The organism is Shimia sp. MIT910701, from assembly GCF_047126315.1.
GTDB lineage: Bacteria > Pseudomonadota > Alphaproteobacteria > Rhodobacterales > Rhodobacteraceae > Shimia.
This window is the reverse complement of the sequence record NZ_CP138953.1, coordinates 4,290,768-4,316,945: the sequence shown is the minus strand read 5'-3', so window position 1 is coordinate 4,316,945 and position 26,178 is coordinate 4,290,768. Positions and strand designations below refer to the sequence as shown.

At 57.9% G+C, this 26,178-nt stretch carries 26 protein-coding genes and 1 pseudogene; 20 read left to right on the top strand and 7 right to left on the bottom strand.

Annotated features, from left to right (window positions below):
• Positions 1-4 precede the first annotated feature (4 nt).
• The 3 genes from atpD to SIB38_RS21135 all read left to right on the top strand — a co-directional run bounded on the left by atpD (position 5) and on the right by SIB38_RS21135 (position 2,403).
• On the top strand, positions 5-1,429 hold the full coding sequence (gene atpD, locus SIB38_RS21145; RefSeq protein ID WP_168591619.1) for a F0F1 ATP synthase subunit beta: 1,425 nt from the start codon (positions 5-7) through the stop codon (positions 1,427-1,429).
• Between the two features lie 110 nt (positions 1,430-1,539).
• Entirely contained in the window at positions 1,540-1,935 is a 396-nt protein-coding gene (locus SIB38_RS21140; protein WP_168591620.1) for a F0F1 ATP synthase subunit epsilon, read from the top strand.
• A gap of 114 nt (positions 1,936-2,049) precedes the next feature.
• Positions 2,050-2,403, top strand: a complete 354-nt coding sequence (locus tag SIB38_RS21135) for an H-type lectin domain-containing protein (RefSeq protein WP_294112992.1) — start codon at positions 2,050-2,052, stop codon at positions 2,401-2,403.
• Positions 2,404-2,490: 87 nt separating this feature from the next.
• On the opposite strand, the gene SIB38_RS21130 is transcribed toward SIB38_RS21135, so the two are convergent.
• Together SIB38_RS21130 and SIB38_RS21125 are read right to left on the bottom strand one after the other, a co-directional pair.
• A complete protein-coding gene (locus SIB38_RS21130) occupies positions 2,491-3,549 on the bottom strand; it encodes an ABC transporter ATP-binding protein (RefSeq protein ID WP_412550988.1) in 1,059 nt (352 codons plus the stop codon).
• Complete coding sequence (locus tag SIB38_RS21125) at positions 3,546-4,340, bottom strand: IclR family transcriptional regulator (protein ID WP_412550987.1); 795 nt, start codon at positions 4,338-4,340, stop codon at positions 3,546-3,548. The genes SIB38_RS21130 and SIB38_RS21125 overlap by 4 nt, the downstream gene beginning before the upstream one ends.
• A gap of 147 nt (positions 4,341-4,487) precedes the next feature.
• Between SIB38_RS21125 and SIB38_RS21120 the strand changes: the two genes are divergently transcribed.
• From SIB38_RS21120 to SIB38_RS21065, 12 genes are all read left to right on the top strand, one after another.
• A complete protein-coding gene (locus SIB38_RS21120) occupies positions 4,488-5,744 on the top strand; it encodes an ABC transporter substrate-binding protein (protein WP_412550986.1) in 1,257 nt (418 codons plus the stop codon).
• Between the two features lie 98 nt (positions 5,745-5,842).
• Complete coding sequence (locus tag SIB38_RS21115; protein WP_168591625.1) at positions 5,843-6,769, top strand: carbohydrate ABC transporter permease; 927 nt, start codon at positions 5,843-5,845, stop codon at positions 6,767-6,769.
• Position 6,770: 1 nt separating this feature from the next.
• Positions 6,771-7,619, top strand: coding sequence for a carbohydrate ABC transporter permease (locus SIB38_RS21110; RefSeq protein WP_168591626.1), 849 nt, complete (start codon positions 6,771-6,773; stop codon positions 7,617-7,619).
• A complete protein-coding gene (locus tag SIB38_RS21105) occupies positions 7,616-9,682 on the top strand; it encodes an alpha-galactosidase (protein ID WP_294112997.1) in 2,067 nt (688 codons plus the stop codon). Before SIB38_RS21110 ends, SIB38_RS21105 begins: the two co-directional genes overlap by 4 nt.
• Positions 9,679-11,388 carry an IlvD/Edd family dehydratase gene (locus SIB38_RS21100; RefSeq protein ID WP_294112998.1) on the top strand — a complete coding sequence of 570 codons (1,710 nt, stop codon included), beginning with the start codon at positions 9,679-9,681 and terminating at the stop codon, positions 11,386-11,388. The genes SIB38_RS21105 and SIB38_RS21100 overlap by 4 nt, the downstream gene beginning before the upstream one ends.
• Positions 11,388-12,149: an SDR family NAD(P)-dependent oxidoreductase gene (locus SIB38_RS21095; protein ID WP_412550985.1), complete on the top strand. Its 762-nt coding sequence runs from the start codon at positions 11,388-11,390 to the stop codon at positions 12,147-12,149. The genes SIB38_RS21100 and SIB38_RS21095 overlap by 1 nt, the downstream gene beginning before the upstream one ends.
• Before the next feature lie 3 nt (positions 12,150-12,152).
• Positions 12,153-13,043, top strand: coding sequence for a 2-dehydro-3-deoxygalactonokinase (locus tag SIB38_RS21090; protein ID WP_294113000.1), 891 nt, complete (start codon positions 12,153-12,155; stop codon positions 13,041-13,043).
• A gap of 4 nt (positions 13,044-13,047) precedes the next feature.
• The gene (locus tag SIB38_RS21085; protein ID WP_412550984.1) at positions 13,048-13,653 is read left to right on the top strand and encodes a 2-dehydro-3-deoxy-6-phosphogalactonate aldolase; all 606 of its coding nucleotides are present in this window, start codon (positions 13,048-13,050) and stop codon (positions 13,651-13,653) included.
• Positions 13,650-14,510, top strand: coding sequence for an SMP-30/gluconolactonase/LRE family protein (locus SIB38_RS21080; protein WP_294113003.1), 861 nt, complete (start codon positions 13,650-13,652; stop codon positions 14,508-14,510). The genes SIB38_RS21085 and SIB38_RS21080 overlap by 4 nt, the downstream gene beginning before the upstream one ends.
• Positions 14,507-16,444 (top strand): beta-galactosidase, encoded by a 1,938-nt coding sequence (locus SIB38_RS21075; protein WP_294113005.1) that lies wholly within the window; start codon positions 14,507-14,509, stop codon positions 16,442-16,444. The genes SIB38_RS21080 and SIB38_RS21075 overlap by 4 nt, the downstream gene beginning before the upstream one ends.
• 151 nt (positions 16,445-16,595) lie before the next feature.
• Entirely contained in the window at positions 16,596-17,057 is a 462-nt protein-coding gene (locus SIB38_RS21070) for a MarR family winged helix-turn-helix transcriptional regulator (RefSeq protein ID WP_294113006.1), read from the top strand.
• Positions 17,057-17,953 carry a serine aminopeptidase domain-containing protein gene (locus SIB38_RS21065; protein ID WP_412550983.1) on the top strand — a complete coding sequence of 299 codons (897 nt, stop codon included), beginning with the start codon at positions 17,057-17,059 and terminating at the stop codon, positions 17,951-17,953. The genes SIB38_RS21070 and SIB38_RS21065 overlap by 1 nt, the downstream gene beginning before the upstream one ends.
• A gap of 69 nt (positions 17,954-18,022) precedes the next feature.
• Here SIB38_RS21065 and SIB38_RS21060 read toward each other — a convergent pair whose 3' ends face one another.
• Together SIB38_RS21060 and SIB38_RS21055 are read right to left on the bottom strand one after the other, a co-directional pair.
• Positions 18,023-18,937: a manganese-dependent inorganic pyrophosphatase gene (locus tag SIB38_RS21060; protein ID WP_412550982.1), complete on the bottom strand. Its 915-nt coding sequence runs from the start codon at positions 18,935-18,937 to the stop codon at positions 18,023-18,025.
• Positions 18,938-19,056: 119 nt separating this feature from the next.
• Positions 19,057-20,067, bottom strand: coding sequence for a TraB/GumN family protein (locus SIB38_RS21055; protein ID WP_294113010.1), 1,011 nt, complete (start codon positions 20,065-20,067; stop codon positions 19,057-19,059).
• A 128-nt stretch (positions 20,068-20,195) separates the two neighbouring features.
• On the opposite strand from SIB38_RS21055, the gene SIB38_RS21050 reads away from it, so the two are divergent.
• Both SIB38_RS21050 and SIB38_RS21045 read left to right on the top strand, forming a co-directional pair.
• On the top strand, positions 20,196-20,849 hold the full coding sequence (locus tag SIB38_RS21050) for a DUF2161 domain-containing phosphodiesterase (protein WP_412552071.1): 654 nt from the start codon (positions 20,196-20,198) through the stop codon (positions 20,847-20,849).
• A 173-nt stretch (positions 20,850-21,022) separates the two neighbouring features.
• Complete coding sequence (locus SIB38_RS21045) at positions 21,023-21,772, top strand: NAD(P)H-dependent oxidoreductase (protein ID WP_294113011.1); 750 nt, start codon at positions 21,023-21,025, stop codon at positions 21,770-21,772.
• A 41-nt stretch (positions 21,773-21,813) separates the two neighbouring features.
• On the opposite strand, the gene SIB38_RS21040 is transcribed toward SIB38_RS21045, so the two are convergent.
• A complete protein-coding gene (locus SIB38_RS21040) occupies positions 21,814-22,125 on the bottom strand; it encodes a phage tail protein (RefSeq protein WP_294113013.1) in 312 nt (103 codons plus the stop codon).
• 252 nt (positions 22,126-22,377) lie between these two features.
• Here SIB38_RS21040 and SIB38_RS21035 point away from each other — a divergent pair, with 252 nt between their 5' ends.
• Entirely contained in the window at positions 22,378-22,941 is a 564-nt protein-coding gene (locus SIB38_RS21035) for a hypothetical protein (protein WP_412550981.1), read from the top strand.
• Positions 22,942-23,073: 132 nt separating this feature from the next.
• Positions 23,074-23,331, top strand: a complete 258-nt coding sequence (locus SIB38_RS21030; RefSeq protein WP_294113020.1) for a hypothetical protein — start codon at positions 23,074-23,076, stop codon at positions 23,329-23,331.
• Positions 23,332-23,477: 146 nt separating this feature from the next.
• On the opposite strand, the gene groL is transcribed toward SIB38_RS21030, so the two are convergent.
• Positions 23,478-25,121 (bottom strand): chaperonin GroEL, encoded by a 1,644-nt coding sequence (groL, locus tag SIB38_RS21025; protein ID WP_412550980.1) that lies wholly within the window; start codon positions 25,119-25,121, stop codon positions 23,478-23,480.
• Between the two features lie 38 nt (positions 25,122-25,159).
• Entirely contained in the window at positions 25,160-25,447 is a 288-nt protein-coding gene (locus SIB38_RS21020) for a co-chaperone GroES (protein WP_294113024.1), read from the bottom strand.
• A gap of 346 nt (positions 25,448-25,793) precedes the next feature.
• Between SIB38_RS21020 and SIB38_RS21015 the strand changes: the two are divergent.
• Positions 25,794-26,177, top strand: a pseudogene (locus tag SIB38_RS21015) (PAS domain-containing protein); the annotation flags it as partial.
• Position 26,178 lies beyond the last annotated feature (1 nt).

Here is a 26,178-nt window from a genome sequence, read left to right as displayed (position 1 = left end):
AAACATGGCAAACGCAAAAGGTAAGGTGACTCAGGTCATCGGCGCTGTTGTCGACGTGCAGTTCGACGACTCTCTGCCGGAGATCCTGAACGCACTGAACACCGAAAACAATGGTAAGAAACTGGTTCTGGAAGTTGCCCAGCACCTTGGTGAAAACACCGTTCGTACCATCGCAATGGACGCGACCGAAGGTCTGGTTCGTGGCGCCGCAGTGGAAGACACTGGCGCTCCGATCTCGATCCCGGTTGGTAACGCGACCCTCGGTCGTATTTTGAACGTGGTTGGTGAGCCAATCGACGAAAAAGGCCCAGTGGAAACGGACGAAACCCGTGCCATCCACCAGCCAGCGCCTGAGTTCGCTGAGCAGGCGACTGAGTCTGAAATCCTGGTGACCGGTATTAAGGTTATCGACCTTCTCGCGCCTTACTCCAAAGGTGGTAAGATTGGTCTGTTCGGCGGCGCCGGCGTGGGTAAAACCGTTCTGATCATGGAACTGATCAACAACATCGCAAAAGTGCACTCCGGTTACTCGGTGTTCGCGGGTGTTGGCGAGCGGACCCGTGAAGGTAACGACCTGTACTGGGAAATGATCGAATCCAACGTTATTAAGCCAGACAACCTCGAAGAGTCCCAAGTGGCTCTGGTTTACGGCCAGATGAACGAGCCTCCCGGTGCGCGTGCCCGTGTTGCTCTGACCGGTCTGACCCTGGCGGAACAGTTCCGTGACCAATCCGGTACCGACGTTCTGTTCTTCGTGGACAACATCTTCCGCTTTACCCAAGCGGGTTCCGAGGTGTCCGCGCTTCTGGGTCGTATCCCATCCGCGGTGGGCTACCAGCCAACCCTGGCAACCGACATGGGCGCGATGCAGGAACGCATTACATCCACAAAGTCCGGCTCGATCACCTCGATCCAGGCTGTGTATGTTCCAGCGGACGACCTTACCGACCCTGCACCAGCAACCACCTTTGCGCACTTGGATGCGACCACGGTTCTGAACCGTGCGATCTCCGAGCTGGGCATCTACCCAGCGGTTGACCCACTGGACTCCTCTTCCCGTCTGATGGACCCATCGGTTGTGGGCGAAGAGCACTATCAGGTGGCCTTTGACGTTCAGGGTATCCTCCAGCGCTACAAGTCGCTGCAGGACATCATCGCCATCCTCGGCATGGACGAACTGTCGGAAGAAGATAAGCTGACCGTTGCGCGGGCGCGTAAGATCCAGCGTTTCCTCTCTCAGCCGTTTGACGTTGCGAAGGTCTTCACCGGTTCTGACGGTGTTCAGGTGCCTCTGGAAGACACCATCGCGTCGTTCAAAGCCGTTGTGGCTGGCGAATACGACCACCTGCCTGAAGCAGCCTTCTACATGGTTGGCGGCATCGAGGAAGTGATCGCAAAAGCCGAAAAGATGGCTGCTGAAGCGGCTTAAGCGTTGTCGATTTGAAATGACTCGCCTGGCGCAAACTGAAATCACAGATTTCAACGCGCCAGGCGAGACAGTCACTTTCAATAAATCGAAACGCTAGTAGGAGGCCCGAAATGGCAAACGTGATGCAATTTGATCTGGTTAGCCCTGAACGTAGCTTGGCTTCGTTTGAGGCAACCGCCGTGAAGATCCCTGGTGCGGAAGGTGACTTGACCGCCATGCCAGGCCACTCTCCGCTGCTGACCTCGCTGCGCCCTGGCGTGGTGCGTGTTCAGACCGCAGACGGTGAGAAGGATTTTGTTGTGACCCGCGGTTTCGCGGACATCACAGCAGACTCGATCTCGGTGATCGCAGAGCATGCGCACAAAGGCGAAGACGTGACCAAAGCAGATCTTGAGGACGTCATTGCTGACGCCCGCAAAGCTGCAGCGGAAGCGCCTGAAGAGCACAAGGACGGCGCAGAGAAATTTGTCGCAGACCTTGAGCAGCTGATGCACGACATGGTCTGATCCCACACGGATCACACAGATTAAGAGGCCCCGCCGACACAGGCGGGGCCTTTTGCTTTGATCAGGCCGAAAAGGCCTTGAAAGCGACGTATTTGGATTACAGATTGGCCGACGATGAAACGGATACGAAATAATTACGTCGGAGTGGATCAAGGGGATGAAGCCCTGTTTTCTGACTTTGAGACCGATGGCGAGATGTGGACCGGTAACGGGACTCGGGAACGTCGCAAGCTCATTAAGTTTTCTGCCAAATACCGCGTCCCCCCGACCGTCCAGGTGAGCCTGTCGCTGTGGGATATGGACCCGCAGGCAAATATCCGGGCTGAAGTGGTGGCCGAAGAAGTGACCAACCTCGGATTCCATTTGGTGTTTCGCACCTGGGGCGACAGCCGCGTGGCACGCGTGCGCATGTCCTGGTTGGCGATTGGCGAACTGGCCTTTGCTGATGACTGGGTGATCGAGGACTGATCTCGGCCCAACCTTCTGGAAAAGAGAACGCCCTGCCGGAGGAAAGCAGGGCGTTTTGTGTTTGATCTGGCGTGAGTGGTGGGAGGATCAGCGCAAACGCAATCCGGTGTCAGGATCAAACAGATAGAGACGTTTGGTCGGAATTGAGAGGCCCACGGTTTCGCCTTCGGAGCTGCGGGAGTCGCCGCGTTCTTCGACGATCAGGCGCGTGCCATCTTGCGCAGCGAGGTAGCAGTAGGACACGCCGCCAAGCGCTTCGGTTAGGTCGATGGTCAACGCGTCAGACTTGTGGTCCAGTTCGATATGTTCCGGGCGTGCGCCAACGGTGACTTTCGAGAGGCCTGCCGGCAGGGCGATCGGGCTGTCCTGTGGCGTGGAGAAGGCTGGGTGCACCAGCTTTCCGTCTAGCACGTCACATTCCAGGAAATTCATGGACGGGGAGCCGATGAAACCGGCGACAAAGCGGTTGTCAGGGTCGCGGTAGAGGTCAAGCGGGGCGCCCACTTGTTCAACACGACCGTCCCGCAGCACCACAATTTTATCGGCCATGGTCATGGCTTCGACTTGATCGTGGGTCACATAGATCATGGTGGCACCAATTTCCTGGTGCAGGCGGGCGATTTCGACACGCATGTCGACACGCAATTCGGCGTCGAGGTTGGAAAGCGGTTCATCGAATAAGAAGACCTCGGGGCCACGGACAATGGCACGGCCAATAGCAACACGTTGACGTTGGCCCCCGGAGAGCGCTTTGGGTTTGCGCTTGAGGTACTGGTCAAGCTTCAGAATCGAAGAGGCTTTTTGCACCTTCTCTTCGATTTCCGCTTTGGGGTGGCCGTTCATCCGCAGGCCGAAGCCCATGTTTTCGGCAACCGTCATGTGCGGGTAGAGCGCGTAGGTCTGAAACACCATGGCCACGCCGCGTTTGGCGGGGTCCATGTGCGTCACGTCGCGCTGGCCAATATTGATCTGGCCGTCGGTGGTCTCTTCAAGGCCAGCAATCATGCGCAGCAGGGTGGACTTTCCGCAGCCCGATGGGCCGACAAACACGCAGAATTCGCCGTCTTCGATTTCCAGATCAATGCCATGAATGACCTGCGTTTCGCCGTATTTCTTGATGGCACCTTGAAGGGTTACACCCGTCATGTCGTCTCTACCTTTTGTTGTCGCGTTTCCGGGAAGCGCCAGGCTTCCGCTTCTTCGCCAATGCGTTTTGCGGTTTCCAAAACACGGGGGGCGAGGGTTTCGAGTTGGTCCAGGGATGTGCGGCTGGTTGGGCCCGTCACAGACAGCGCGCCGAGCATGCGGCCACCGTTGGTTAGAATTGGCACAGCAATACAGACAATGCCGGGTTCATGTTCTTCGCGGTCAAAGGCGTAGCCGCGTGCGCGGATGGCGGCGAGTTCTTCCCTTAGGCTCTCCGGCGAATCCAAAGTGCTGGGTGTGAAGCGGTGAAAACTTTGCTGGGCGATAGCGCGGTCCAGGACATCGCCTTCGACATAGGCCAGCATGGCTTTGCCCACGCCGGTGCAATAGGCAGGGCCAACTTTGCCCGCTTGAGAGTACATCTCCACCGGCTTGGCTGCGTTGCGTTTGTCCACATAGAGGACCTGAGAGGCATCCAGTTGGGCAAGGTGCACGGTTTCGCCGGTTTCGGCCGACAATTGATCCAAATAGGGGCGCGCAATAGGCGCTAAAGAACTGGTGGTCCAGGCGGCGTGGGCCAGCCGCACCAGCCGCATGCCCATGGCGTATGTCTGGCGGTCTGGCTCATAGGACAGCATGCCTTGATTGGTTAGGGTTTGCAGGAATCGATAGAGCGTCGCCTTGGGATAAGGACTTTTTTCCTGCAATTCGCCAAAGCGTACCGGCCGCTCAAAAGCAGCAACTTGTTCAAGCACATCAAGGGCTTTGCCGACCGTTCCGTCACCAGACATGTGGTTTTTGTCTCCTCCATAGATTCCTGCAGTCGTTAGGAATCTGTTGACAACCTAGCCGACTCTGTGTGTAGATTTCAATATGTAAAACATGGTTTCAAATAATGGAACCGAAAATTGCATAATTTTGGAGACAGGGAGGAACAAATGCTTTCCAAAATGAAAACTACTGCCACCGCCGCTGCGGTTGCTTCTGCGTTTGCTGTACCGGCGTCTGCGGAACTTTCAGGCGACCTGACAATTTTCCTGGACACATCGAACCCGGCGCCGCGCGCGACGATGGAAGCGATGATTGACCGCTTTAAAGCGCAGCATCCGGGCCTGAACGTTGAAACCACGGTGATCGACCGTGAAGCTTACAAAACCCAGATCCGCAACTTCCTGACCGCAAACGCGCCAGACGTTGCCACTTGGTACGCCGCCAATCGGATGCGCCCTTATGTAGAGGCCGGTCTGTTTGAGGACGTGTCTGACCTCTACGCGGAACCAGAGATTGCCGAAGGTTTGGCCTCCACCAAAGGTGCGCTGACCATCGACGATAAGCAGTGGGGCGTGGCCTATACTTACTACCAGTGGGGCGTGTACTACCGCAAAGACATCTTCGCAGAACTGGGTCTGTCTGAGCCAACCAACTGGGAAGAAGAAAAAGCCAACTGTGGCAAGATCGTTGCCTCCGGCCGGGCTTGCTACACCATCGGTACCAAGTACCTGTGGACTGCTGGCGGTTGGTTTGACTACCTGAACATGCGCACCAACGGCTTTGATTTCCACATGGATCTGGCCGCAGGCAACGTGTCCTGGGAAGACGACCGTGTGAAGCAGACTTTCATGAACTGGAAAGAGCTGATCGACATGGGCGGCTTTATTGCTGACCACCAGACCTACAGCTGGCAGGAAGCGCTGCCGTTCATGGTGAACGGTGAAGCGGCCTCTTACCTGATGGGTAACTTTGCCGTGGCACCGCTGCGCGAAGCGGGTCTGACCGATGATCAACTGGACTTCTATCAGTTCCCAGTCATCAACCCAGATGTTGAACTGTCTGAAGACGCGCCGACCGACACCTTCCACATCCCTGCAAACGCGAAGAACAAAGAAGCCGCACGCGAGTTCCTGCGCTTCGCCACTTCGCCTGAAGAGCAGACCATCATCAACAACGGTAAAAACCTGGGTCAGCTGCCTGTAAACGCTGCCTCTTCCGTGGATGATGATAAGTTCTTGCAGCAGGGCTTCCAGATGCTGTCCTCCAACTCCACCGGCGGTGTGGCTCAGTTCTGGGACCGCGATGCGCCGGCAGAAATGGCGAAAGTGTCCATGGAAGGCTTCCAGGAGTTCATGGTCAAGCCAGACCAGTTGGACAAGATCCTGGCGAAGCTGGAGCGTGCGCGCGGCCGTATCTACAAGTGATGACCCTGTGTCAGGACATCTACGTGTCCTGACATGTCATCTTTTCGGCGAGGCGGGGGTATCCTCCGCCTTTCCACCCTCAATTATCGGGTTCACTTATGACCGTATCTTCAGACATTCCTGAAACCGAAAGCTGGTTCCACCGCAACCAACAGCGCATTGCGCCGTGGTTGTTCCTGGCGCCAGGCATCCTGTTCTTTGCGGTCTATGTGATCGCGCCGGTGTTTCAGTCTTTCAATCTCTCGCTTTATGAGTGGGATGGGTTGGGCGAAAAGACCTATGTGGGGATGCGTAACTACGAAGATCTCTATTGGGAGTATGTGGATCGAGACGCCTTTTTTACGTCGTTGAAAAACAACGTGCTGTGGCTGTTTCTCTACCTGCTCGCCATTCCCGCTGGCCTGTTCATTGCGCTGTTTCTGAACCAGACTGTGCGTGGCATCCGCATTTACAAGTCTCTGTTTTTCTTCCCCTTTGTGATCTCACAAGTTGTGGTTGGCCTGGTGTTTACCTGGTTTTATGACCCGACCTTTGGCCTGCTGAACACCATGCTGGGCTGGGTCGGCATGGGGCCGATCAATGTCTTGGGCAATGAAAACCTTGTGACCTATGGCATCGTTGCCGCTGGCCTGTGGCCACAGACGGCCTATTGCATGATCCTCTACCTCACCGGATTGAACGCAGTTGATCCAGAGCAGATCGAGGCCGGGCGTTTGGATGGGGCCAAAGGTTGGTCGATGTTGTGGAACATCATCCTGCCGCAGCTGCGTCCAGCGACGTTTATCGCCTTTGTGGTGACCATCATTGGCGCGCTGCGCTCGTTTGACCTGATCTCCATCATGACGCAGGGCGGCCCGTTCGGCAGCTCGCGCGTGCTGGCCTACTATATGTTCGAAGTGGCTCTGTCGGAATATGGCTTCCGCATGGGCTATGGCGCAGCCATCGCGGTGGTGCTGTTCCTGATTATGCTGTGCTTCATCACCTACTTCCTGTGGTCGATGTATCGCGAAGAGAAGGGGCACTGAGATGTTTCCGAAACCGATCGAAAAGCAATCCCAGGCCGCGCAGGTCGCGTACAAATCTTTGCTTCCGGTGGCCTTGGCGTTCTGGCTGGCACCCTTGCTGGCCGTGGCGCTGTTTTCCGTAAAGCCGGATGCCGATTTCACCTCAGGCAACTACTGGGGGCTGCCGTCTAGCTTTGAGGGCGCGGCCAACTACGGTCAGGTGTTCTTCAACTCGGATATGCCACGTTACTTGCTCAACTCGTTTATGATCACGGTGCCAACAGTGATTGGGGCGGTGGCGCTCAGCGCGATGACAGGCTTTGCACTTGGCATCTATAAGTTCCGCGCCAACCTGTGGATTTTCTTCATGTTTGTCGCGGGCAATTTTGTGCCGTTCCAAATTCTGATGGTGCCGGTGCGCGACCTGACACTTGAGATGGGGCTTTACAACACCAAGACCGGCCTCGTGCTGTTCCATGTGGCGTTCCAGACCGGATTTTGCACCTTGTTCATGCGCAACTTTATCCGAGCGCTGCCGTTTGAGCTGATCGAGGCGGCGCGGGTTGAAGGCGTAAGCGAATGGCGCATCTTTTGGTACGTGGTGCTGCCGCTAATGAAGCCAGCTTTGGCCGCATTGTCTGTGCTGATCTTCACCTTCATCTGGAATGACTACTTCTGGGCGGTGGTGTTGACCCAAGGCATCGAGAGCCAGCCAGTAACCGCAGGGATCACCTCGTTTAACGCACAGTTCCGGGCGGCGTATCACTTAATGAGCGCGGGCTCGATTGTGGCGGCTCTGCCACCGGTGGCGATGTTCTTCCTGATGCAGAAGCACTTTATTGCTGGTCTGACGCTCGGAGCCGTGAAGTGACGCAAGACACACAAACCTGGCGCATTGATGCGCCGGGTCAGACCTTGGTTCTGGCCTCAGATGGAGGCGTGCCCAGCGCGCTCTACTGGGGGGCAGCTTTGCCAGTAGGGCAAGACCTCACGGAAATTGGCCTGATCGCCGCGCGGGATGTGACCGGCGGGATGATAGACCGCTTGCCAGATGTGTCGCTGTGCCCGGAAGCGGGACAGAGCTTTCAGGGACAGGCGGGGGTGGTGGCCTATCGTGACGGTCAGCCGCTGTATCCTCGGTTCTCGCTGGTTGAGACGGATGGCGCACGGTTTGTGTGTCGTGATGAGGCGCTTGGGCTGACGATCACCTTTGCGTTTGCCATTGAAGGCGACGTGATTGCGGCACGCACAACGCTGGAGTCTGAAGCGGAGATCTCCGTGCATCATCTGGCTGCGCCGGTGATGCCGGGACCGCAATATGGCGAAGAGATTTTGGATTTCTCTGGGCGATGGATCGGCGAGTTTCAAATGGAGCATGCGCCGTGGCGAGCGGGCATTCATATGCGCGAAGCGCGTGGTGGCCGCTCTGGGCATGAGCATCCTCCGATTGCTTACTTTCCAGAACATGGGGCACAAAACACCGCAGGTACGGTATTCGCCATGCACTATGGCTGGTCCGGCGGGCATGTGATGTATGCTGAAGAACTGCCGGATGGACGTCGGCAGATTCAGTTTGGTCATGCCACTGGGACCCGCGCCAGCGGGCAGGTTTTTGAAACGGCAAAACTGTATTTGTCTGTTTCAGAGAGCGGGCTAAATGGCTGTGCAACCGCGTTCCAGCGGCATTTGCGCGATCACGTGGTGACCTGGCCGCATCCAGAGCGGCCACGGCCGGTGCACTACAATTGCTGGGAAGCAGTGTATTTTGACCATGATGTCGAGGTTCTGAAGGACATTGCAGAGCGGGCCGCAAAACTGGGTGCGGAACGGTTTGTTCTGGACGACGGCTGGTTTGGCAAGCGCGATGACGACACCAGCTCGCTGGGCGATTGGGATATTGATCCGCGCAAATGGCCGGATGGTCTGACGCCGATCATCGATCACGTGAAATCGCTGGGCATGGTTTTTGGTCTCTGGTTTGAGCCGGAGATGGTCAATATGGACAGCGACCTGGCGCGCGCGCATCCGGAATGGGTTTTGGGGCCAGTGGATCAGGTTGAAGGTAGGCAACAGCGGGTATTGGATGTCAGTAATTCAGAGGTGCGTGACTATCTCTACGATAAGATTGCTGCCGTGCTGTCCGCACATGACATCGACTACATCAAATGGGATCACAACCGATTGCTGCCGGTCGCAGATGCAGCGCAAGCGGACGGTGTCTACGCGCTAATGGGACAGTTGCGGGCCGATTTTCCAGAGGTTGAGATCGAGAGCTGCGCCTCCGGTGGGGGACGCATTGATGCCGGTATTTTGGAGCACACGCAGCGGGTCTGGTTGAGTGACAGCAATGACGCGCTTGAGCGGTTGCGGATTCAGCATGATGCGGCTCTGATGCTGCCGATGGCGATCACCGGCAGCCACGTGGGGCCACGCCATTGCCACACGTCGGGGCGGGTGCATGACATCCGTTTCCGTGCTTGGGTCGCGGCGCAGCGGCACATGGGATTTGAAATGGATCCGCGCGAGTTGACTGAGGAAGAAGCAAAGGTGCTGTCGCGCGTTACGGCCTGGTGGAAAAGCAATCGCGACTGGCGGCAAACAGCGGACATACTGCGCCTGGACGTTGCGGATCCAAGCGTTATTGCTGAGCAGCAGCTATCCCAAGACAAACAGCGGTTTGTGGTGTTTGCGGGCAAAGCATCGACCGGCACACAAATCATGCCGCGCCCCTTACGGCTTACCGGTTTGGAGCCGGATGCCACATATGAAATTGAGCTGATCAATCGGGATGAGGCGCATCATTTGTCGCGCCGCGAGATGCCGTTGAAAGACGGACCCGTGACCTTGAGCGGTCAGCTATTGATGCAACACGGTCTCATATTGCCTTGGTCCTTTCCGGATCGGATGTGGGTGATCGAAGGAAAGAAAAAATGAGCAAGAAGCGTCGTTCCCAGCATTGGTATGGCAAGCTAGACAAGGACGGGTTTATCCACCGCAGTTGGATGAAGAACCAGGGGTTTCCGGATCACGCGTTTGATGGGCGTCCGATCATCGGCATCTGCAACACCTGGTCTGAGCTGACGCCGTGTAACTCCGGTCTGCGGACCTTGGCGGAAGGTGTGAAACGCGGTGTTTGGGAGGCTGGCGGCTTCCCAGTGGAGTTCCCTGTGATGTCGCTGGGCGAAACCCAGATGAAACCCACGGCGATGCTGTTTCGCAACTTGCTGGCGATGGATGTAGAAGAGAGCATCCGCGCCTATGGTATCGATGGCGTTGTGTTGCTGGGCGGCTGTGACAAAACCACGCCGGGTCAGTTGATGGGCGCAGCGTCGGTCGACTTGCCAACTATCGTGGTGAGTTCCGGTCCAATGCTGAACGGCAAGTTCAAAGGCAAGGACATTGGCTCTGGCACGGATGTTTGGAAGTTCTCTGAAGAGGTGCGCGCGGGGGAGATGACCCTGCAAGACTTTATGAACGCCGAAAGTGGGATGAGCCGCAGCGCGGGGGTGTGCATGACAATGGGCACCGCGTCGACTATGGCCTCACTGGTCGAGGCGATGGGCATGGCGCTGCCAACCAACGCGGCACTGCCTGCGGTGGATGCGCGGCGGATGGCTTTGGCGCACCTGACCGGCAAACGGATTGTGGAGATGGTGGACGAGGATCTGAAGCCGTCCGACATCCTGACCAAAGAGGCGTTTGAGAACGCCATTCTGGCCAATGCCGCTGTGGGTGGGTCCACCAATGCGGTGGTGCACCTGCTGGCGCTGGCCGGACGTGTGGGTGTCGATCTGACACTCAAAGATTTTGAGATTGGCTCCGAGATTCCGCTGCTGGTGAACTGCATGCCGTCGGGCAAGTATCTGATGGAAGATTTCTGCTACGCCGGTGGCGTGCCTGCTGTGCTGAGCCAGTTGAAAGAGCATGTGCGCCCAGCGAACACCGTATTGGGCAAGGACATTGCGGCCCATCACGATGGCGCGGAAATCTACAACGACGACGTCATTCGCCCGCTAGACAACCCGGTGAAACCGGCGGCAGGCCTGCGGGTGTTGCGCGGCAACCTTGCCCCCAATGGGGCGATTGTGAAGCCGTCTGCGGCTACTGATCATCTGCTGGAGCATGAGGGCGAGGCTTATGTTTTTGAGAACATCGAGGATCTGAAAGCTAACATCGATAAACCGGACCTGCCGGTGACCGCCGATACCATTCTGGTGCTCAAAGGTTGTGGCCCCAAAGGCTATCCGGGCATGCCAGAGGTCGGCAATATGCCGATCCCGGGCAAGTTGGTGAAAGAAGGTGTGCGCGACATGATCCGCGTGTCGGATGCGCGGATGTCTGGCACGGCTTATGGCACGGTGATCCTGCACGTGAGCCCGGAGGCACAGGCCGGAGGCACTCTGGCGCTGGTGAAAACCGGGGACCGGATCAAGGTGTCTGCCTCGGGCGGCGTGCTGGAGTTGCTGGTGGATGAGGCGGAGCTTGAGGCGCGTCGCGTGGCTTGGGAACCGGATCCGGAACATTACACTCGCGGTTATGCGAAACTTTACTACGACCATGTGTTGCAGGCCGATAAGGGGGCCGATTTGGATTTCCTTGTGGGCAAAGACACGCGGCTTGTCACACGGGAGAGCCACTGATGACCAGTACAATTTTTCCTGATCTGAAAGGTAAATCCGTCTACATCACCGGCGGGGCCAGCGGCATCGGCGCAGCCTTGACGGATGGGTTCATGGCGCAGGGGGCGAAGGTGGCGATCATCGGGCGCTCAGCGGCAGACGACTTCATCGCGGAGATGGAGACAAAACACGGCGCGACACCTCTGTTTATGCAGGGGGACATCTCCGACATACCGCGCCTGCGGGAAACCATTCAGCAAGCGGTTGGGGAGCATGGCGGCTTGGATGTGTTGGTGAACAATGCCGCTAACGACCAACGCCACACGCTCGATGAGGTGGACGAAGAGTTCTATGACTGGATGCAGGCGGTGAACCAGAAGGCCTATTTCTTTGCTTGTCAGGAAGCGGCACGACAGATGGATGGCAATGGCTCGATCATCAACTTCAGTTCGATCAGCTACATCATGGGCAACGCTGGCTATCCGATCTATACCAGCGCCAATGCGGCGATCACTGGCATGACACGCTCACTGGCACGGGAGTTGGGGCCAAAGGGCATCCGCGTGAATGCGCTGGCGCCGGGCTGGGTATTGACGCAAAAGCAGCTTGATATGTGGGCAGATCCAGATGCACTGGCGGCGCATATGGAGCGGCAGTGCTTGAAAGAGCATTTGACGCCGGAAGATATGATTGACCCCACGCTCTATTTGGCGTCAAACGCCAGCCGAATGATGACGGGGCAGTGCATGGCCGTTGACGGCGGCGTTGTGGTATCGGGGTAAGATATGTCTGTGCAAGCACAATGGATTGCGGTGGATTGGGGCACGTCAAAGCTGCGCGCCTATGCCATGGAGGGCGAGAGGCTGTTAGCCACGGCGCAGTCGGACAAGGGCATGGCGAAGTTACACGCTGGCGGGTTCGAAGCGGCTTTGATGGAGTTGGTCGAAGGCTGGCTTGGCGACGGTCCTACAGATGTGATTGCGTGTGGAATGGTGGGCGCGCGTCAAGGCTGGGTTGAAGCGCCTTACACGGCTGTGCCTGCGCCCGCGCTGGCGCCACAGCCAGTGCTTGTGCCTGACACGGATGCGCGGTTGCGCGTGCATGTGGTGCCCGGTTTGAAACAGCCAAAGCCCGCGGATGTGATGCGGGGAGAAGAGACGCAGATTGCGGGGTTCCTATCGCGCAACGCGAACTGGGATGGCGTCTTGTGCCTGCCAGGCACGCACACCAAGTGGGCGCATGTCAGCGCCGATGAGGTGGTGAGTTTCCGAACTTTCATGACGGGCGAGCTGTTTTCGCTTCTGAGCAAGCATTCTGTGCTGCAGCACTCGGTTGGTGAGGGCTGGGACGCGGAGGCTTTTGCGGCGGGCATGGATGTGACTCTGTCGCGGCCGGAAAACCTCGCCTCGGAACTGTTTGGCATTCGCGCCAGTGATCTACTGAATGCGACGCCTTCTGCGGCGGCGCGGTCCCGCTTGTCGGGACTGCTGTTGGGGGCGGAACTCGCGGCATCGCGACCGTATTGGCTGGGACAACAGATTGCGGTGATCGGAGAGCAGCAGCTGTCCGACGTTTATGCAGAGGCCCTGAAGGCCCAGGGCGGTTGGGTGACCGTTGTGGACTGTCAGGACATGACACTTGCGGGGCTGTCGGCCGCGCGCAACCTTTTGGGATAACAACATGAATCGGTCGATTATTGCCATCTTGCGTGGGGTGACCTCGGGCGAGATTGAAGCCATGGCGGACGCCATCATTGCAGCGGGTATCGATAAGATCGAGGTGCCGCTGAACTCGCCTGATCCATTGGCGAGCATTGAACTTTTGGCGAAAGGGTTTGGGGATCGGGCGCTCGTAGGGGCAGGCACGGTGCTCGATGTTGCGCAAGTGGATGCGGTCGCGAGTGTTGGCGGGAAGCTGATCGTTTCGCCTAACTGCGATACCGAGGTGATTGCACACACGGCCAAACTGGGACTGGAAAGCTGGCCGGGCGTGTTTACTCCGACGGAGGCGTTTGCGGCTTTGAAAGCAGGCGCGACTGGTCTGAAGCTATTCCCCGGTAATATGGCCGGACCAAGTGGCTTGCAGGCCGTTCGAGCGGTGTTGCGCAAAGACAGCAAGGTGTATGCTGTGGGCGGTGCTGGTCCTGAGAACTTTGGCGAATGGATTGCCGCTGGTGCAGATGGCTTTGGCATCGGCTCCGCGATTTACAAAGCCAGTATGAGCGTGGAGGATGTGCGTCAACGGGCAGAGGCCATTGTGGCCGCCTATGACGAGGCATTTGCATGAGCACAATTTTTGATGATCGACCGTGTGCGTTGGGCGAGGGGCCGCTGTGGCATCCGGAGCGCAAGCAGCTCTTTTGGTTCGATATTGTCGGCACACGGATGCTGAGCCAGAAGGACGGCGAAGCGCGTGAGTGGCTGTTTGACGAGCATGTCTCGGCGGCCGGTTGGGTGGATCGTGACACGTTGATCCTGGCGTCTGAAACCGGCCTTTGGAAATTCTACCTCGAAACCGAAGAGCAGGAGTATCTGTGCTCTTTAGAGGCGGACAATCCGGTGACACGCTCCAATGACGGACGCGCGGACCCATGGGGCGGTTTCTGGATTGGGACCATGGGGAAAAATGCGGAACCCAAAGCTGGTGCGATCTATCGTTACTTTGATGGTGAGTTGCGAAAGCTTGTCCCCGATGTGACGATCAGCAATGCGATCTGTTTTGATAAGGCACGTGGATGCGCCTACTACACTGATACCGTGACCAAGTTGGTGATGCGCCAGGCTGTGGATGCGGAGAGCGGTTGGCCAGTTGGCAAGGCGGAGGTCTATCTTGATCTCAACGCAGACGGCCTAAACCCGGACGGCGCGGTTGTAGATGCCGTGGGTAACGTCTGGATCGCGCAATGGGGCGCGGCCCGCGTGGCGGCCTATGATCCGGACGGAAACTTCCTCAAGGCGGTCGCGGTTGGGGGGCAACACAGCAGCTGTCCAGCCTTCGGTGGGGATGACCTGACCACGCTTTTGGTGACCTCCGCCCGCGAAGGCATTGATGAAAAGACATTGGCAGAGGCGCCGGAGAACGGCATGGTCTTTGCCATAGACAACGTCGCCCAAGGGGTGGCGGAACCACGGGTGATTTTATGAAGCAAGAACTGGGCGTTTGTTATTATCCGGAGCACTGGCCGGAAGACATGTGGGCCAAAGACGCGGCGGATATGGTCGCGGCCGGCATCCGCTGGGTGCGGATTGGCGAGTTTGCCTGGAGCCGTATGGAGGCTGTACCGGGGCAGTTGACGCTGGAGTGGCTGGATCGTGCGATTGAGACGCTGGGTGCGGCTGGATTGAAAGTCGTTCTGGGCACACCAACAGCTACGCCTCCGCGCTGGATGGTCGACAAACATCCCGACATGCTGGCGGTGGACGAAAATGGCGCGCCACGAAAATTTGGCTCGCGTCGGCACTATTGCTTCAGCCACCAAGGCTATCGTGAGGAATGCGCGCGGATCACGCGCATTGTGGCGGAGCGCTATGGCAAGAACTCGCATGTGGCCGCGTGGCAGACCGACAATGAATATGGCTGTCACGACACCACAATCAGCTATTCTGAACCGGCCAAACAGGCGTTTCAGGGCTGGTGTCAGGAACGCTATGGCACGGTGGAGGCGCTCAATGAGGCCTGGGGCAATGTGTTCTGGTCGATGGATTATGCGTCCTTTGATCAGATCGACTTGCCGAACCTGACCGTGACCGAACCAAACCCGGCACATGTGTTGGCGTTCCGTCGATTCTCCAGTGATCAGGTTGTGGCGTTTAACAAGGTGCAGGCGGACATTTTGAAAGCGCACAGTGAGGCGCCGCTGATCCACAACTACATGGGCCGCATTCTGGAGTTTGACCACTTTGACGTGGGCGAAGACCTCGATATTGCGAGCTGGGACAGCTACCCGATTGGGTTCCTGTCGGATCGTCTGGAAGCGTCGGACGAACACAAGGCGCGGTTCTTGCGGCAGGGTGATCCCGACATGCAGGCGTTCCACCATGATCTCTACCGCGCGGTTGGCAAAGGCCGTTGGTGGGTCATGGAGCAGCAGCCCGGCCCCGTAAACTGGGCGCCGTTTAACCCGGCACCATTGCCCGGCATGGTGGCCTTGTGGGCGCTGGAAGCCTTTGCCCATGGCGCAGAGGTGGTGAGCTATTTCCGCTGGCGGCAGGCCCCGTTTGCGCAAGAGCAGATGCACGCGGGGCTGCAGGCGCCGGATGGTGTCGATGCGCCCGGCATGGACGAGGCACGGGCTGTGGCCGGTGTGCTAGAGATGCTCAAGGAGCAAGACACGCAACAGGCAGATGTGGCGCTGGTGTTTGACTATGCCTCTGACTGGGCCTGGAAAACGCAGCCGCAAGGCGCAGGGTTTGACTATTTCCGACTGGTGTTCTCCGCCTATCGCGGGTTGCGGCGGGCGGGGCTGTCTGTGGACATCGTGAGCGCGGCGCATCGGGATTTTACGGGCTACAAAGCGGTGTTTGCGCCGGGCCTCGCGACGTTGGACCCGGCTCTGGTTTTGGCGATTTCCGAGGCGGACGCGCTGGCCGTGATGGGGCCAAGGACCGGAGCTATCACCGAAGAGTTCATGATCCCGGCCAAAGGTCGCCCGGGTGTGCCCAACCTGGATGTGCGGGTTGATCTTATCGAGAGCCTACCGCCACAGGCTGGCATGGATGTGTCCGGCGGCGGCAAAGTGGAGCATTGGCACGAGCGCTTGTCCGGCGCGGCCGAGGTTTTGTTGAAAACCCAAGATGGTGCGGCTGTGATGATGGCGCAGGATCACCGCTGGTATCTGGGCAGTTTCCCGGATGAGGCATTGTGGGATCGTGTTGTGTCCATGGCTTGTAAGCAGGCTGGTGTTGCGATGTCACCGATGCAGGACGGCGTGCGGCGTCGTCGGTTTGGCTCCTACGAGTTTGTGGTCAACTACAACAGCTTCTCAGCCAGTGTTTCTGGCCATCGCGTGCCAGCATGTGGCGTGCTGGTGTTTGAAGGCAATACGCCGGTCGTGGCCTGTGATCTGAGTTCCAGTTAACGGGAAGTCGGCACAGGTGACTTGAAGCGGGCGGGCGAGGGCAGCGCCCGTTTTGCTTTTCAGCCTCCCGTAACGTCATGCTGCGCGGGGATTGATTGCATGAAAAGTTCGTATACGAATTATAAAGAGGAAATTCGGATACGAACCAATCATGGCAAAACCACCCAAAATATTCCTGCTGATGAACCGCGCCCATGCGGCCATCACCCGTGCGTCGGAACGAAAGACGCAGGCGCTTGCGGATTTGTCGATGCCGCAGCACGGCGTGCTGGTGCTGCTGTCCAAGCAGGATGGTCAAACCGTCACGCAGCTCGCAAAATCCTTGTCGATGCGTAAATCCAGCCTGAGCGGATTGATTGACCGCATGGTGGAGCGTGGCTTTGTACGGCGTGCGCGTCAAGACGCAGACGGGCGCGTGGTGAGAATTTACCTGGAACCGGCTGCAGAAAGCTTAGTGCAACGTACGGTGCCCTTTGTGCAGCACGTAAATGGGCTTTTGTTGACGCCATTTGATGCAGCGGAGCAGGAGGTCATTGGCCGGTTTCTGACCCATTTGGCGGAGAACGCCGAAGATGTGATTGATCAAGCAGAATGGCGCGAGGGACCAGAGTGATGTTGGACCAAGGTGAAGTGATTGTTGAAGATATCAAATTTCGCGCAGAGGATGGCTGGGAGCTGGCGGGCACGGTCTATCGTGGAGCCGCGCCACAAATTGCCGTTCTGATCTCCGCCGGCACAGGCTTTCCAAGGCGGTTTTATCGCCACGTAGCGGCCTATTTGGCGGAACGCGGCGCGGTGGTCCTGACCTATGATTTTAGAGGTATCGGCGAGTCCGGGGCAGAAAACCTCGCAGTCAGTGGGATCGATTATCCGGACTGGGGACGGCTGGATATGACTGCGGCACTGGACCATCTACAGAGCCTCGTGCCGGAACTTCCGGTGACAACATTGGGCCACAGCATTGGTGGACAGTTTGTCGGCTTTATGCAGAACCATCACAAGGCAATGCGCCACGCCTTTGTCGCGGTGGGCAGCGGGCATTGGGGCGTGCATAAGCTGCGCAACATTCCGTTGGAGCTATTTTTTTGGTGGGGCTACGGAGCCTATTGCCTTGCGTGGCATGGGTATATTCCGGCGGGCGGCCTGTGGGGCGGAGAAGCCCTGCCGCCGAATGTGTTCCGCACCTGGCGGCGGTGGAGTGCGCGGCGTGGCTATCTGCTTCCGGACCTGGCCGACGGGCGCTATCCGCATCACTTTGACGATCCGTGCAGCCCTATCAGTGCTTGGGTGTTGAATGATGATCCGATTGCCACCGAAACCGCCTGTGGCGACACGCTGAGCCACTATAGCCAAGCCGAGAAGCACTTGGTGGTGCGGACACCAGAGCAATTGGGCACCAAGAAGGTGGGGCATGACGGCGCGTTTCGCAAAGGGCGGGAAGCGCTTTGGGCGGAACTGTGGGACTGGCTGGCGGAAGGGCAACTGCCGAACGAGGCAGTATCTCAGTAAGTGTCTTCAGCACAACAAAAAAAGCCGGCTCCCGAAGGAACCGGCCTTTGAATTTGCATCAGAGCAGGATCAGACCTTCAGGTTTGGAATGATCTGTTTTTTGCGGCTCACGACGCCTGGCAGCACAACGCTGTCGCCGGACGCTTCCACGTCGAAGGACTTGGCGGCAACGCCCTTCACCAGATCGTTTGGCACCAGCAGGGTCGACTCTTCGTTGAGGATGTCGACAACAAAGAGCAGCACCTGATCCACGCCGTCCTCGGACGCTACGGTGGTCATGGTCTCCATCAGGGATGCCTTGCGGTCCAGTACGGTGGCGGGGCTGGTGGTTTCCAGCACGGACACGCGAAACTTGGTGCCGTCGACTTCGTATTCCTTGGAGTCCATGCGCAGCAGCTCTGCGTCGGAGAAGGAAGACACGTCGGATTTTGCGGCAAACATTTCAGCCGCATAGGATGGAATGTCGATGCCCAGATCGGCGGCCAGTTTCTCGGCCACGGCTTTGTCGTGGTCGGTGGTGGTTGGGCTGCGGAACTCCAGCGTGTCAGACAGGATGCAAGTCAGCATGGTGCCTTTGATCCAGTCTGGCATCTCGATGTCGCCGATCAGGTCGTGCATGATGGTCGCGGTGCAGGCCACCGGACGGATGGTGATGTCGATTGGGCCTTTGGTTTCCAGACCGCCCACCAGCTTGTGGTGGTCGATAATCGCCTGCACGTCAGCGCCGTTGATGTTGGTAGGCAGCTCGGCCGGGTTGTTGGTGTCCACGATCACAACCGCTGCGTCGTCCGCCACGTCTTCGATGATCGCTGGCTTTGGCAGGTCCCAGCGGTTCAACAGCCATGCGGCTTCGGTGTTGGGTTCGCCCAACAGTTTTGCTTCGGCCGGGGTGCCTTTCACTTCGTTCAGATACCAGGCCCAGATGATTGGGGAGCCGGTGGAATCAGTGTCAGGGGATTTGTGGCCAAAAACTTGAGTGGTCATGTCGCGACGTCCTTAGAAACAAAGAAAAACGGTGAAGTTGCGCGCCTTATAGAAGGGCGCGTTGCGTTTGTCACCAGCGGCTTTGACCCTGCGACTTCGCGGCGCGGCGGGGTGTTGATTTAGGGCGCTTTCAGAGGCATGCGGGTGAGGGTAAAGCCAGCGTTTTGCAGCAGATTGAGCACGCCTTGGTCCCCCGGCAAGTGCATGGCGCCCACGGCCACGAGAGACGGGGTTTCCGCCAGTTCTTTGGTCAATACTTCGGCCCAGGCCGTGTTGCGGGCGATGATCAGGTCATCTTCGGCCTGTTTCAGCAGGGCTGCGAGGCGGGCTTTGTCTTCGTCCTCGCCCGCGTTTTTGAAGGTTTCTGCGGTGTTGAACTCCCAGATAAGCTGAATGGTTTCATCCAGATACATGGCAATCACCGAGCCAATCAGATCAGGCGCGGCTAGGTCCGTGTTGAGAGACAGGCTCCAGCGCAGGTCGTCCATCTGTTTCTCAAGCGGATCGGAGGCCAGCATGGTGAGCAGGCCGTCAATGCTGTCGAGCGATGCGGCAGGCAGGTTGTTGGTTTGCGCCATGGCCGCGATTTGTTGGTCGAGGCCTTTTTTGCCTGATTTTACAACATCAAAGGCACAGGGTGGCAGCATGAGGGTCATGCCGAGGAACCAGGGTTGGTAGCGGGCCGCGAGGAAGGGCGGCATGCCGCGTTCTTCCAACTGCACCACCACGCGGTCCCAGAGATCTGGACCGAGGCGGTCAATCAAGGATGGGCCGGATTGGATCAGATAGCTGTCGGGATTTTCTGTCAGGTGACGCTGAAAACGGAGTTGGTCCTCGTCAGTGAGTTCGAGAAAAACCATTTCAGGCGGTGGGGATAGCTCTTCCAAGCGCGCGACCATGGCGGCGTGTTCCGGCAAGTGAACATGGAAGGTGCCGATCAAATGGCTGACCACGCCGTCTTTCTCTGCGCGCCAGAGCAGGCCCTCAGAAAAGGGGACTTCTGCGGCATTGGCTTCCAGCGCTTGGCGTTCGCTTTCGGGCAAGGATGGGTAAACGTTTGGCCCCGCGCAATTGGCCGCAGCGATGCTGGAAAAGCTGATTAGAAACAATAGGGTGGTCAGGAAACGCATCGGGGCCTCGCAGGTGACATTTGCGCCAAGGTAGCAGGGCAATTGGAAGGCTCAAGGGCGAATGCCTAAGGCGTAGCAAATGATGTGGGCAACGCACCGGTTTGGCGTTACCAAAGGGCATGGGCAAGATGGCAGAAACCGATCTTTATGCGCCGGTGAAGGCGTGGCTTGAGGCGCGGGGCTTTGAGGTGAAAGCCGAAGTTGGCGCGGCGGATGTGGTGGCGGTGAAAGCCGGCGAAGAGCCTGTCATCATTGAGTTAAAGACCTCTTTCTCCCTCGTGTTGCTGCAACAGGCGGTGGCGCGTCAGGCGGTGACGGACGCGGTTTATGTGGCTGTGCCGCGTTGGAAAGGGCGCGCGGGGTGGAAGGCGTTTTCCGGCAATATCGGCCTGTGCAAACGGCTGAGGCTTGGGGTGCTGTCAGTGCGACCCAAAGATGGCGCGGTGGAGGTGCATTGCGACCCGGTGCCATTTCAGCCGCGCAAGTCGAAGGTGCGTAAGGCGCGGCTTTTGAAAGCTTTTTCCCGTCTTGAAGGCGATCCGAACACTGGCGGGATGCGCGGGGAGAAGGTCACGGTGTACCGGCAGGACGCCGAGAAATGTGCGGTATTTCTCAATGAAAATGGCGCGTCCAGAGGGCGCGACGTGGCGCAGGGAACCGGCGTGGAAAAGGCCACGACGATGATGCGCGACAACCACTATGGCTGGTTTGAGAAGGTCGACAAAGGCGTCTACATGCTGAGCGAGGCCGGGGTGACGGCCTTGGCGCAGGGTGGGGATTAACCGAGTCGTTTCGGGACAAAAACCACGTCGGTATTTTGTCGGTATCACGACTGTTTTGCGGAGGTGCGTTTTTGGGCGTAGAGAGGCGGCTTTGAGTGTTCATGCACCGCGCGGTGTTGCGCATATTGGCGCAACGGGTGTAGGCGGATTGGGACCACTTTGAAGGACAGCCCATGACCACCACACTCATCGTTTTGGCCCACCCCAGCCGACTGTCTTTTACCGGTGCCTGGGCGGAGGCCTCGGCAGCCGCTTGCGCAGCGGCGGGGCATGAGGTGCTGTGGAGTGATCTTTCCGCGCATCAGTTTGAGGCCGTCGAAGGGCCGCGCCATTTTGGGCAGCCTGAGGCCGGGTCGTTTGATCCGCTCAAAGCGCATGAGGCGGCGGTGGCCGCGGGCAGGGTGCCGGTGGATATGGTGGCAGAGGCGGAAAAGATCCGGCAGGCCGATCAGATCATCTTTCACTTCCCGCTGTGGTGGTTTGCGCCGCCCGCCGTTTTGAAAGGCTGGTTTGACCGCGCGCTGGTGCATGGTGATTTGCACACGGTGGAGGAGCGGTTTGACAGGGGGCGCTGTCGCGGCAAGCGGGCGCTGTTTTGTGTGACCACCGGAGCAAGCGCGGCTGAGTGTGGACCGGGGGGCAAAGAGGGGGATGTGCGCCTGCTGTTGTGGCCGTCGGCCTATACGCTGCGGTATCTGGGGTTTGACGTTTATGAGCCTGAGGTCGTGCATGGTGTGCACGGGTATTTTGAGGGTGCTGAGGAAGCGGCATTGCAGGCGCGGCTGGCGGGCGTGCTGGATGGGCAGGCGGGACTTGTGGCAGGCTTGGACGAGCGGGCGCTGATGCGGTTTAACGCGGATAGTGATTTTGATGAGACCGGGCGGTTGAAAGCCGGGGCAGAGCGTTTTTCGGCGTTTATTTGAGCGGCAGTGAGATGCCCCCCGGGCCACCTCACTGCGCTAGGTTAGTTGCGGGAAGGGAAGATGCCGACTTCTGCAACGCAGTAGAGAATGCCTTCAGGCGCATACTTCATCAGATCAGGCATGCCGAAAGTGGTGCGGCCGTCGCCGCCGTGGATGGTGCCGTACAGGCTGAACAGCGCCTGGTTCTCGACAATGGGGTAGAGGTCTCCATTGGCTTTCACAAAGCCGCGTGGGCAGAAAGTGCCGCCAAACATCATGATTTCGCCGATGAAGTCTTCGGTGCCTGCGGAAGCGGGACCGGCGGACCCGAGTGTTGCAGCGATTGTGGCGGCGAGAGCGAGGTGTTTGAACATGATGGGCCTTTGAACTGGTTTGAATGTGCAGAGCTTAGCGTGAGGGAACGGAGTTGTGGAAATTGTTTGGTGTGAAAGTAGGGGTACCCCGGGGGGGGGAGACGGTGGAGCGTTTACTAAAGGTCAATGGCCAGTATTGAGCCAAGCCGAATTTGTTGACAGGCGCCTCTCAACAAAATAGGCAGGTCTCCTGCGAAATCCTTCGCCGGGGCAAAGTCAGGTCTTTGCCGTATGTGGCGAAAGGACTAAGACATGGCACGTCGGCGCGAGTTCCATGGGGTATGCAATAGCTTCCTTGGCTTTTTTGTAAGCAGAAATAAAGATTTGGATGGGTATTGGGCCTTGGGTCAATACCAATATTCAGTACGTAAGTCGGCGTCCCGCAGCTTGTGGTTTGATTTTTGTGCACCCTTTGACATCAGCGATACGTCGCGTTTTGCACGAGCGCAACGGGCCTATCAGCTTGTGTTTAAGAGTCAGTTGGTGGCGCGCAAAACGCCGGCGGATTGGTGCGCGCGAGGCGGTGTTGCGGTCACCTCTGTGTCGGTGCGAGAGCTTTTGTGTGTGGTGCGCGTGACAGATGATTTGGGGCGGACTTACCGGATGGCATCCCGGGAGTTTGTTCTGCCGCATGATCCGTACAACGAGTTGCGCCGCTGCGCCTCCGGGCGCAACGACTGGTGGCCGCATAGGGATGCCGCCTTGGATGAGCACCGAGATCCGCCGGGCTACCGGCCAAGTGCACCACAGGGTGGTGCAAACGGATATATGAGGTTGCGTGGATGGAGCAGCTTGACGGGGCTGGTTAGAAAGTAGGGCAGCGCCAGGCCGCGGGTGGGGGTAAAGCCCCCGCCCATGGGGGCGGTCGGGGGCTGCCCGGCGGAGCCGGGCGGTGTAATTGCGGATTGTTGTGGACAGCCGTTTTCGATGTGGGCTTAGTCTTCCGGCATGGCGTTCAGCATCCTCACACTCGACACAGGCAATCTCTCGTTGGAATTTGCAGAAAGCGATATTCCGCGATTGCAGGCAGAAATTCAGAACTCTTTTGGCGACCTGATTTCAATGCCGCACATCATGCACGATGACGTGACCTTCGGTGGGCTGAAGTTCCTGTTCTACAACGAATGGGATGATCCTTGCCTGATTTCCCAATGCCACGAGGGCGCGGCGGTTCTAAAACAGTTGGCGGACAAGCTCAGGAGCTGAGGCCGCGCGGTCGATAGGCGTGCTGTTGTTTGTAAAGAAAAGAGCCGCCCGGAGGCGACCCTTTAAACTTGTCTGGCGGAGGCTTTCGTGACCTTGGCACGGAGGCCAAGGCACTGTCGCATCACAATCCCTGACGGGAGTTGTGATTACATCATGCCGCCCATGCCGCCCATGCCGCCCATGTCAGGCATTGCAGGCGCACCGCCGTCTTTGGCTGGCTTGTCAGCAACCATCGCTTCGGTGGTGATCAGCAGGCCTGCAACAGAGGCTGCGTCTTCCAGAGCGGTGCGGGTTACTTTGGCTGGGTCGATCACACCGAAGGAGAACATGTCGCCATATTCTTCGGTTTGAGCGTTGAAGCCGAAGGAAGTGTCAGCAGATTCACGGATCTTGCCCGCAACAACTGCACCGTCGACACCGGCGTTCTCAGCGATCTGACGCAGAGGCGCTTCGATGGCTTTCTTCACGATGGTGATACCGGCGTTCTGGTCAGCGTTTGCGCCTTCCAGACCTTCCAGAGCTTTACCAGCCTGAACCAGAGCAACACCACCACCGACGATCACGCCTTCCTGTACGGCCGCGCGGGTCGCGTTCAGGGCGTCATCAACGCGGTCTTTGCGCTCTTTCACTTCCACTTCGGTCATGCCGCCAACGCGGATCACAGCAACACCGCCTGCCAGTTTGGCAACGCGCTCTTGCAGCTTCTCACGGTCGTAGTCGGAAGAGGTTTCTTCGATCTGAGTGCGGATCTGAGCCACACGTGCTTCGATTTCGGCTTTCTCGCCTGCACCGTCAACGATGGTGGTTTCGTCTTTGGTGATCTCGATTTTCTTGGCGGTGCCGAGCATGTCCATGGTGACGTTCTCGAGCTTCATGCCCAGATCTTCAGAGATAACCTGACCACCGGTCAGGATCGCGATGTCCTGCAGCATGGCTTTGCGGCGATCGCCGAATCCAGGTGCCTTAACAGCAGCAACTTTCAGGCCGCCGCGCAGTTTGTTCACAACCAGAGTTGCCAGCGCTTCGCCTTCAACATCTTCAGCGATGATCAGCAGAGGCTTCTGGGACTGGATCACCTGCTCGAGCAGTGGAACCATGGACTGCAGGGAAGACAGTTTCTTCTCGTGCAGCAGCACCATGCAGTCGTCCAGATCAGCGATCATTTTGTCTGCGTTGGTCACGAAGTAAGGGGAGAGGTAGCCGCGGTCGAACTGCATGCCCTCAACAACATCGGTCTCGGTTTCCAGACCTTTGTTTTCCTCAACGGTGATCACGCCCTCGTTGCCAACCTTCTGCATCGCGTCTGCGATCTGCTGGCCGATGTCGGCTTCGCCGTTGGCGGAGATGGTGCCAACCTGTGCAACTTCGTCGGAGTCTTTTACTTCGCGGGACGAGGCTACGATGCCTTCAACAACTTTGGCAGTTGCCAGGTCGATGCCGCGCTTCAGGTCCATTGGGTTCAGGCCAGCTGCAACCTGCTTCAGGCCTTCTTTAACAATCGCCTGCGCCAGAACGGTCGCGGTGGTGGTGCCGTCGCCGGCTTCGTCGTTGGTGCGGGAAGCAACTTCCTTCACCATCTGTGCGCCCATGTTCTCGAACTTGTCTTCCAGCTCGATCTCTTTGGCCACGGACACACCGTCTTTGGTGATGCGTGGTGCGCCGAAGGATTTCTCCAGAACAACGTTACGGCCTTTTGGGCCCAGGGTCACTTTCACCGCGTCTGCGAGAACGTTTACGCCGCGCAGCATTGCGTTGCGGGCATCGGTGTCAAATTTGACGTCTTTTGCCATCTTATTGGCTCCTAAATTCGTAAATGTCGGTCAGACGATTAGGCAAGAATGCCCATGATGTCGGATTCTTTCATGATCAGCAGCTCTTCACCGTCCACGGTGATCTCGGTGCCGGACCATTTGCCGAACAGGACTTTGTCGCCTGCTTTGACGTCGAGCTCGACGCGCTTGCCAGCGTCGTCACGCAGGCCTGCGCCTACGGATACTACTTCGCCTTCGGCTGGTTTTTCTTTGGCGCTGTCTGGAATGATCAGACCGCCAGCAGTTTTCTCGTCGCTTTCAACGCGGCGTACGAGCACGCGGTCATGCAAAGGTGTAAAAGCCATGACTAGGTTTCCCTAACTAGAGTTGTCTCCCTGACTCCCTCAGCGGAGCCGTTATCACTCCCTGTCGGCGAGTGCTAACGGCGAAAGAGTTAGGGAGAGTGCGAAGGGGAGTCAACGGCGTTGCGCGAGATTTTTTGTGAAGAAGTGGCCTCTTCTAAGTGGTGGCGCGCAATATGGGACGGTTCGAAAGACTGTGCGCGGAAAACACGACATGTCGTCGTGCCGCATTGGCAACACCAAATGTTAACGCCTTTGTCGCAGTTTGTGGTCTGTGCGCACCGAAACAGGGCTGGGGTTTTGAGTGCGTAACCGGCGTAGGGGTACGCCAAGGCTTTGAGGTGAGTGGATGAAAGACGGCTTCGAAAAAGGTGTCGGGGATAACGTATATGCGCGACTGGCGAGCGAATACTGTGCCGACAGCATTGTGATAACGGACCCAAGTGGGTGCACAGAATGGGTCAATGAGGCCTTCACCCGCACAACCGGGTACACGCTGAAAGATGCAAAGGGCGAGTTGCCCTGCCAGTTGTTGAAAGGGACAGAGACCTGTCGGGCGACCATGCAGGAGATTCAGCAGGCCCGGAAGGATCGCCAACAGTTTCGCACTGAGATTCTTCAGTACACCAAAGACGGTCGTCCCTTTTGGTTTGAGTTGCGCATAAACCCTGTCTTTGACGCGGATGGGCGGCACACACATTTTGTTGAGACCGAACGAGATATCACGGAACGCA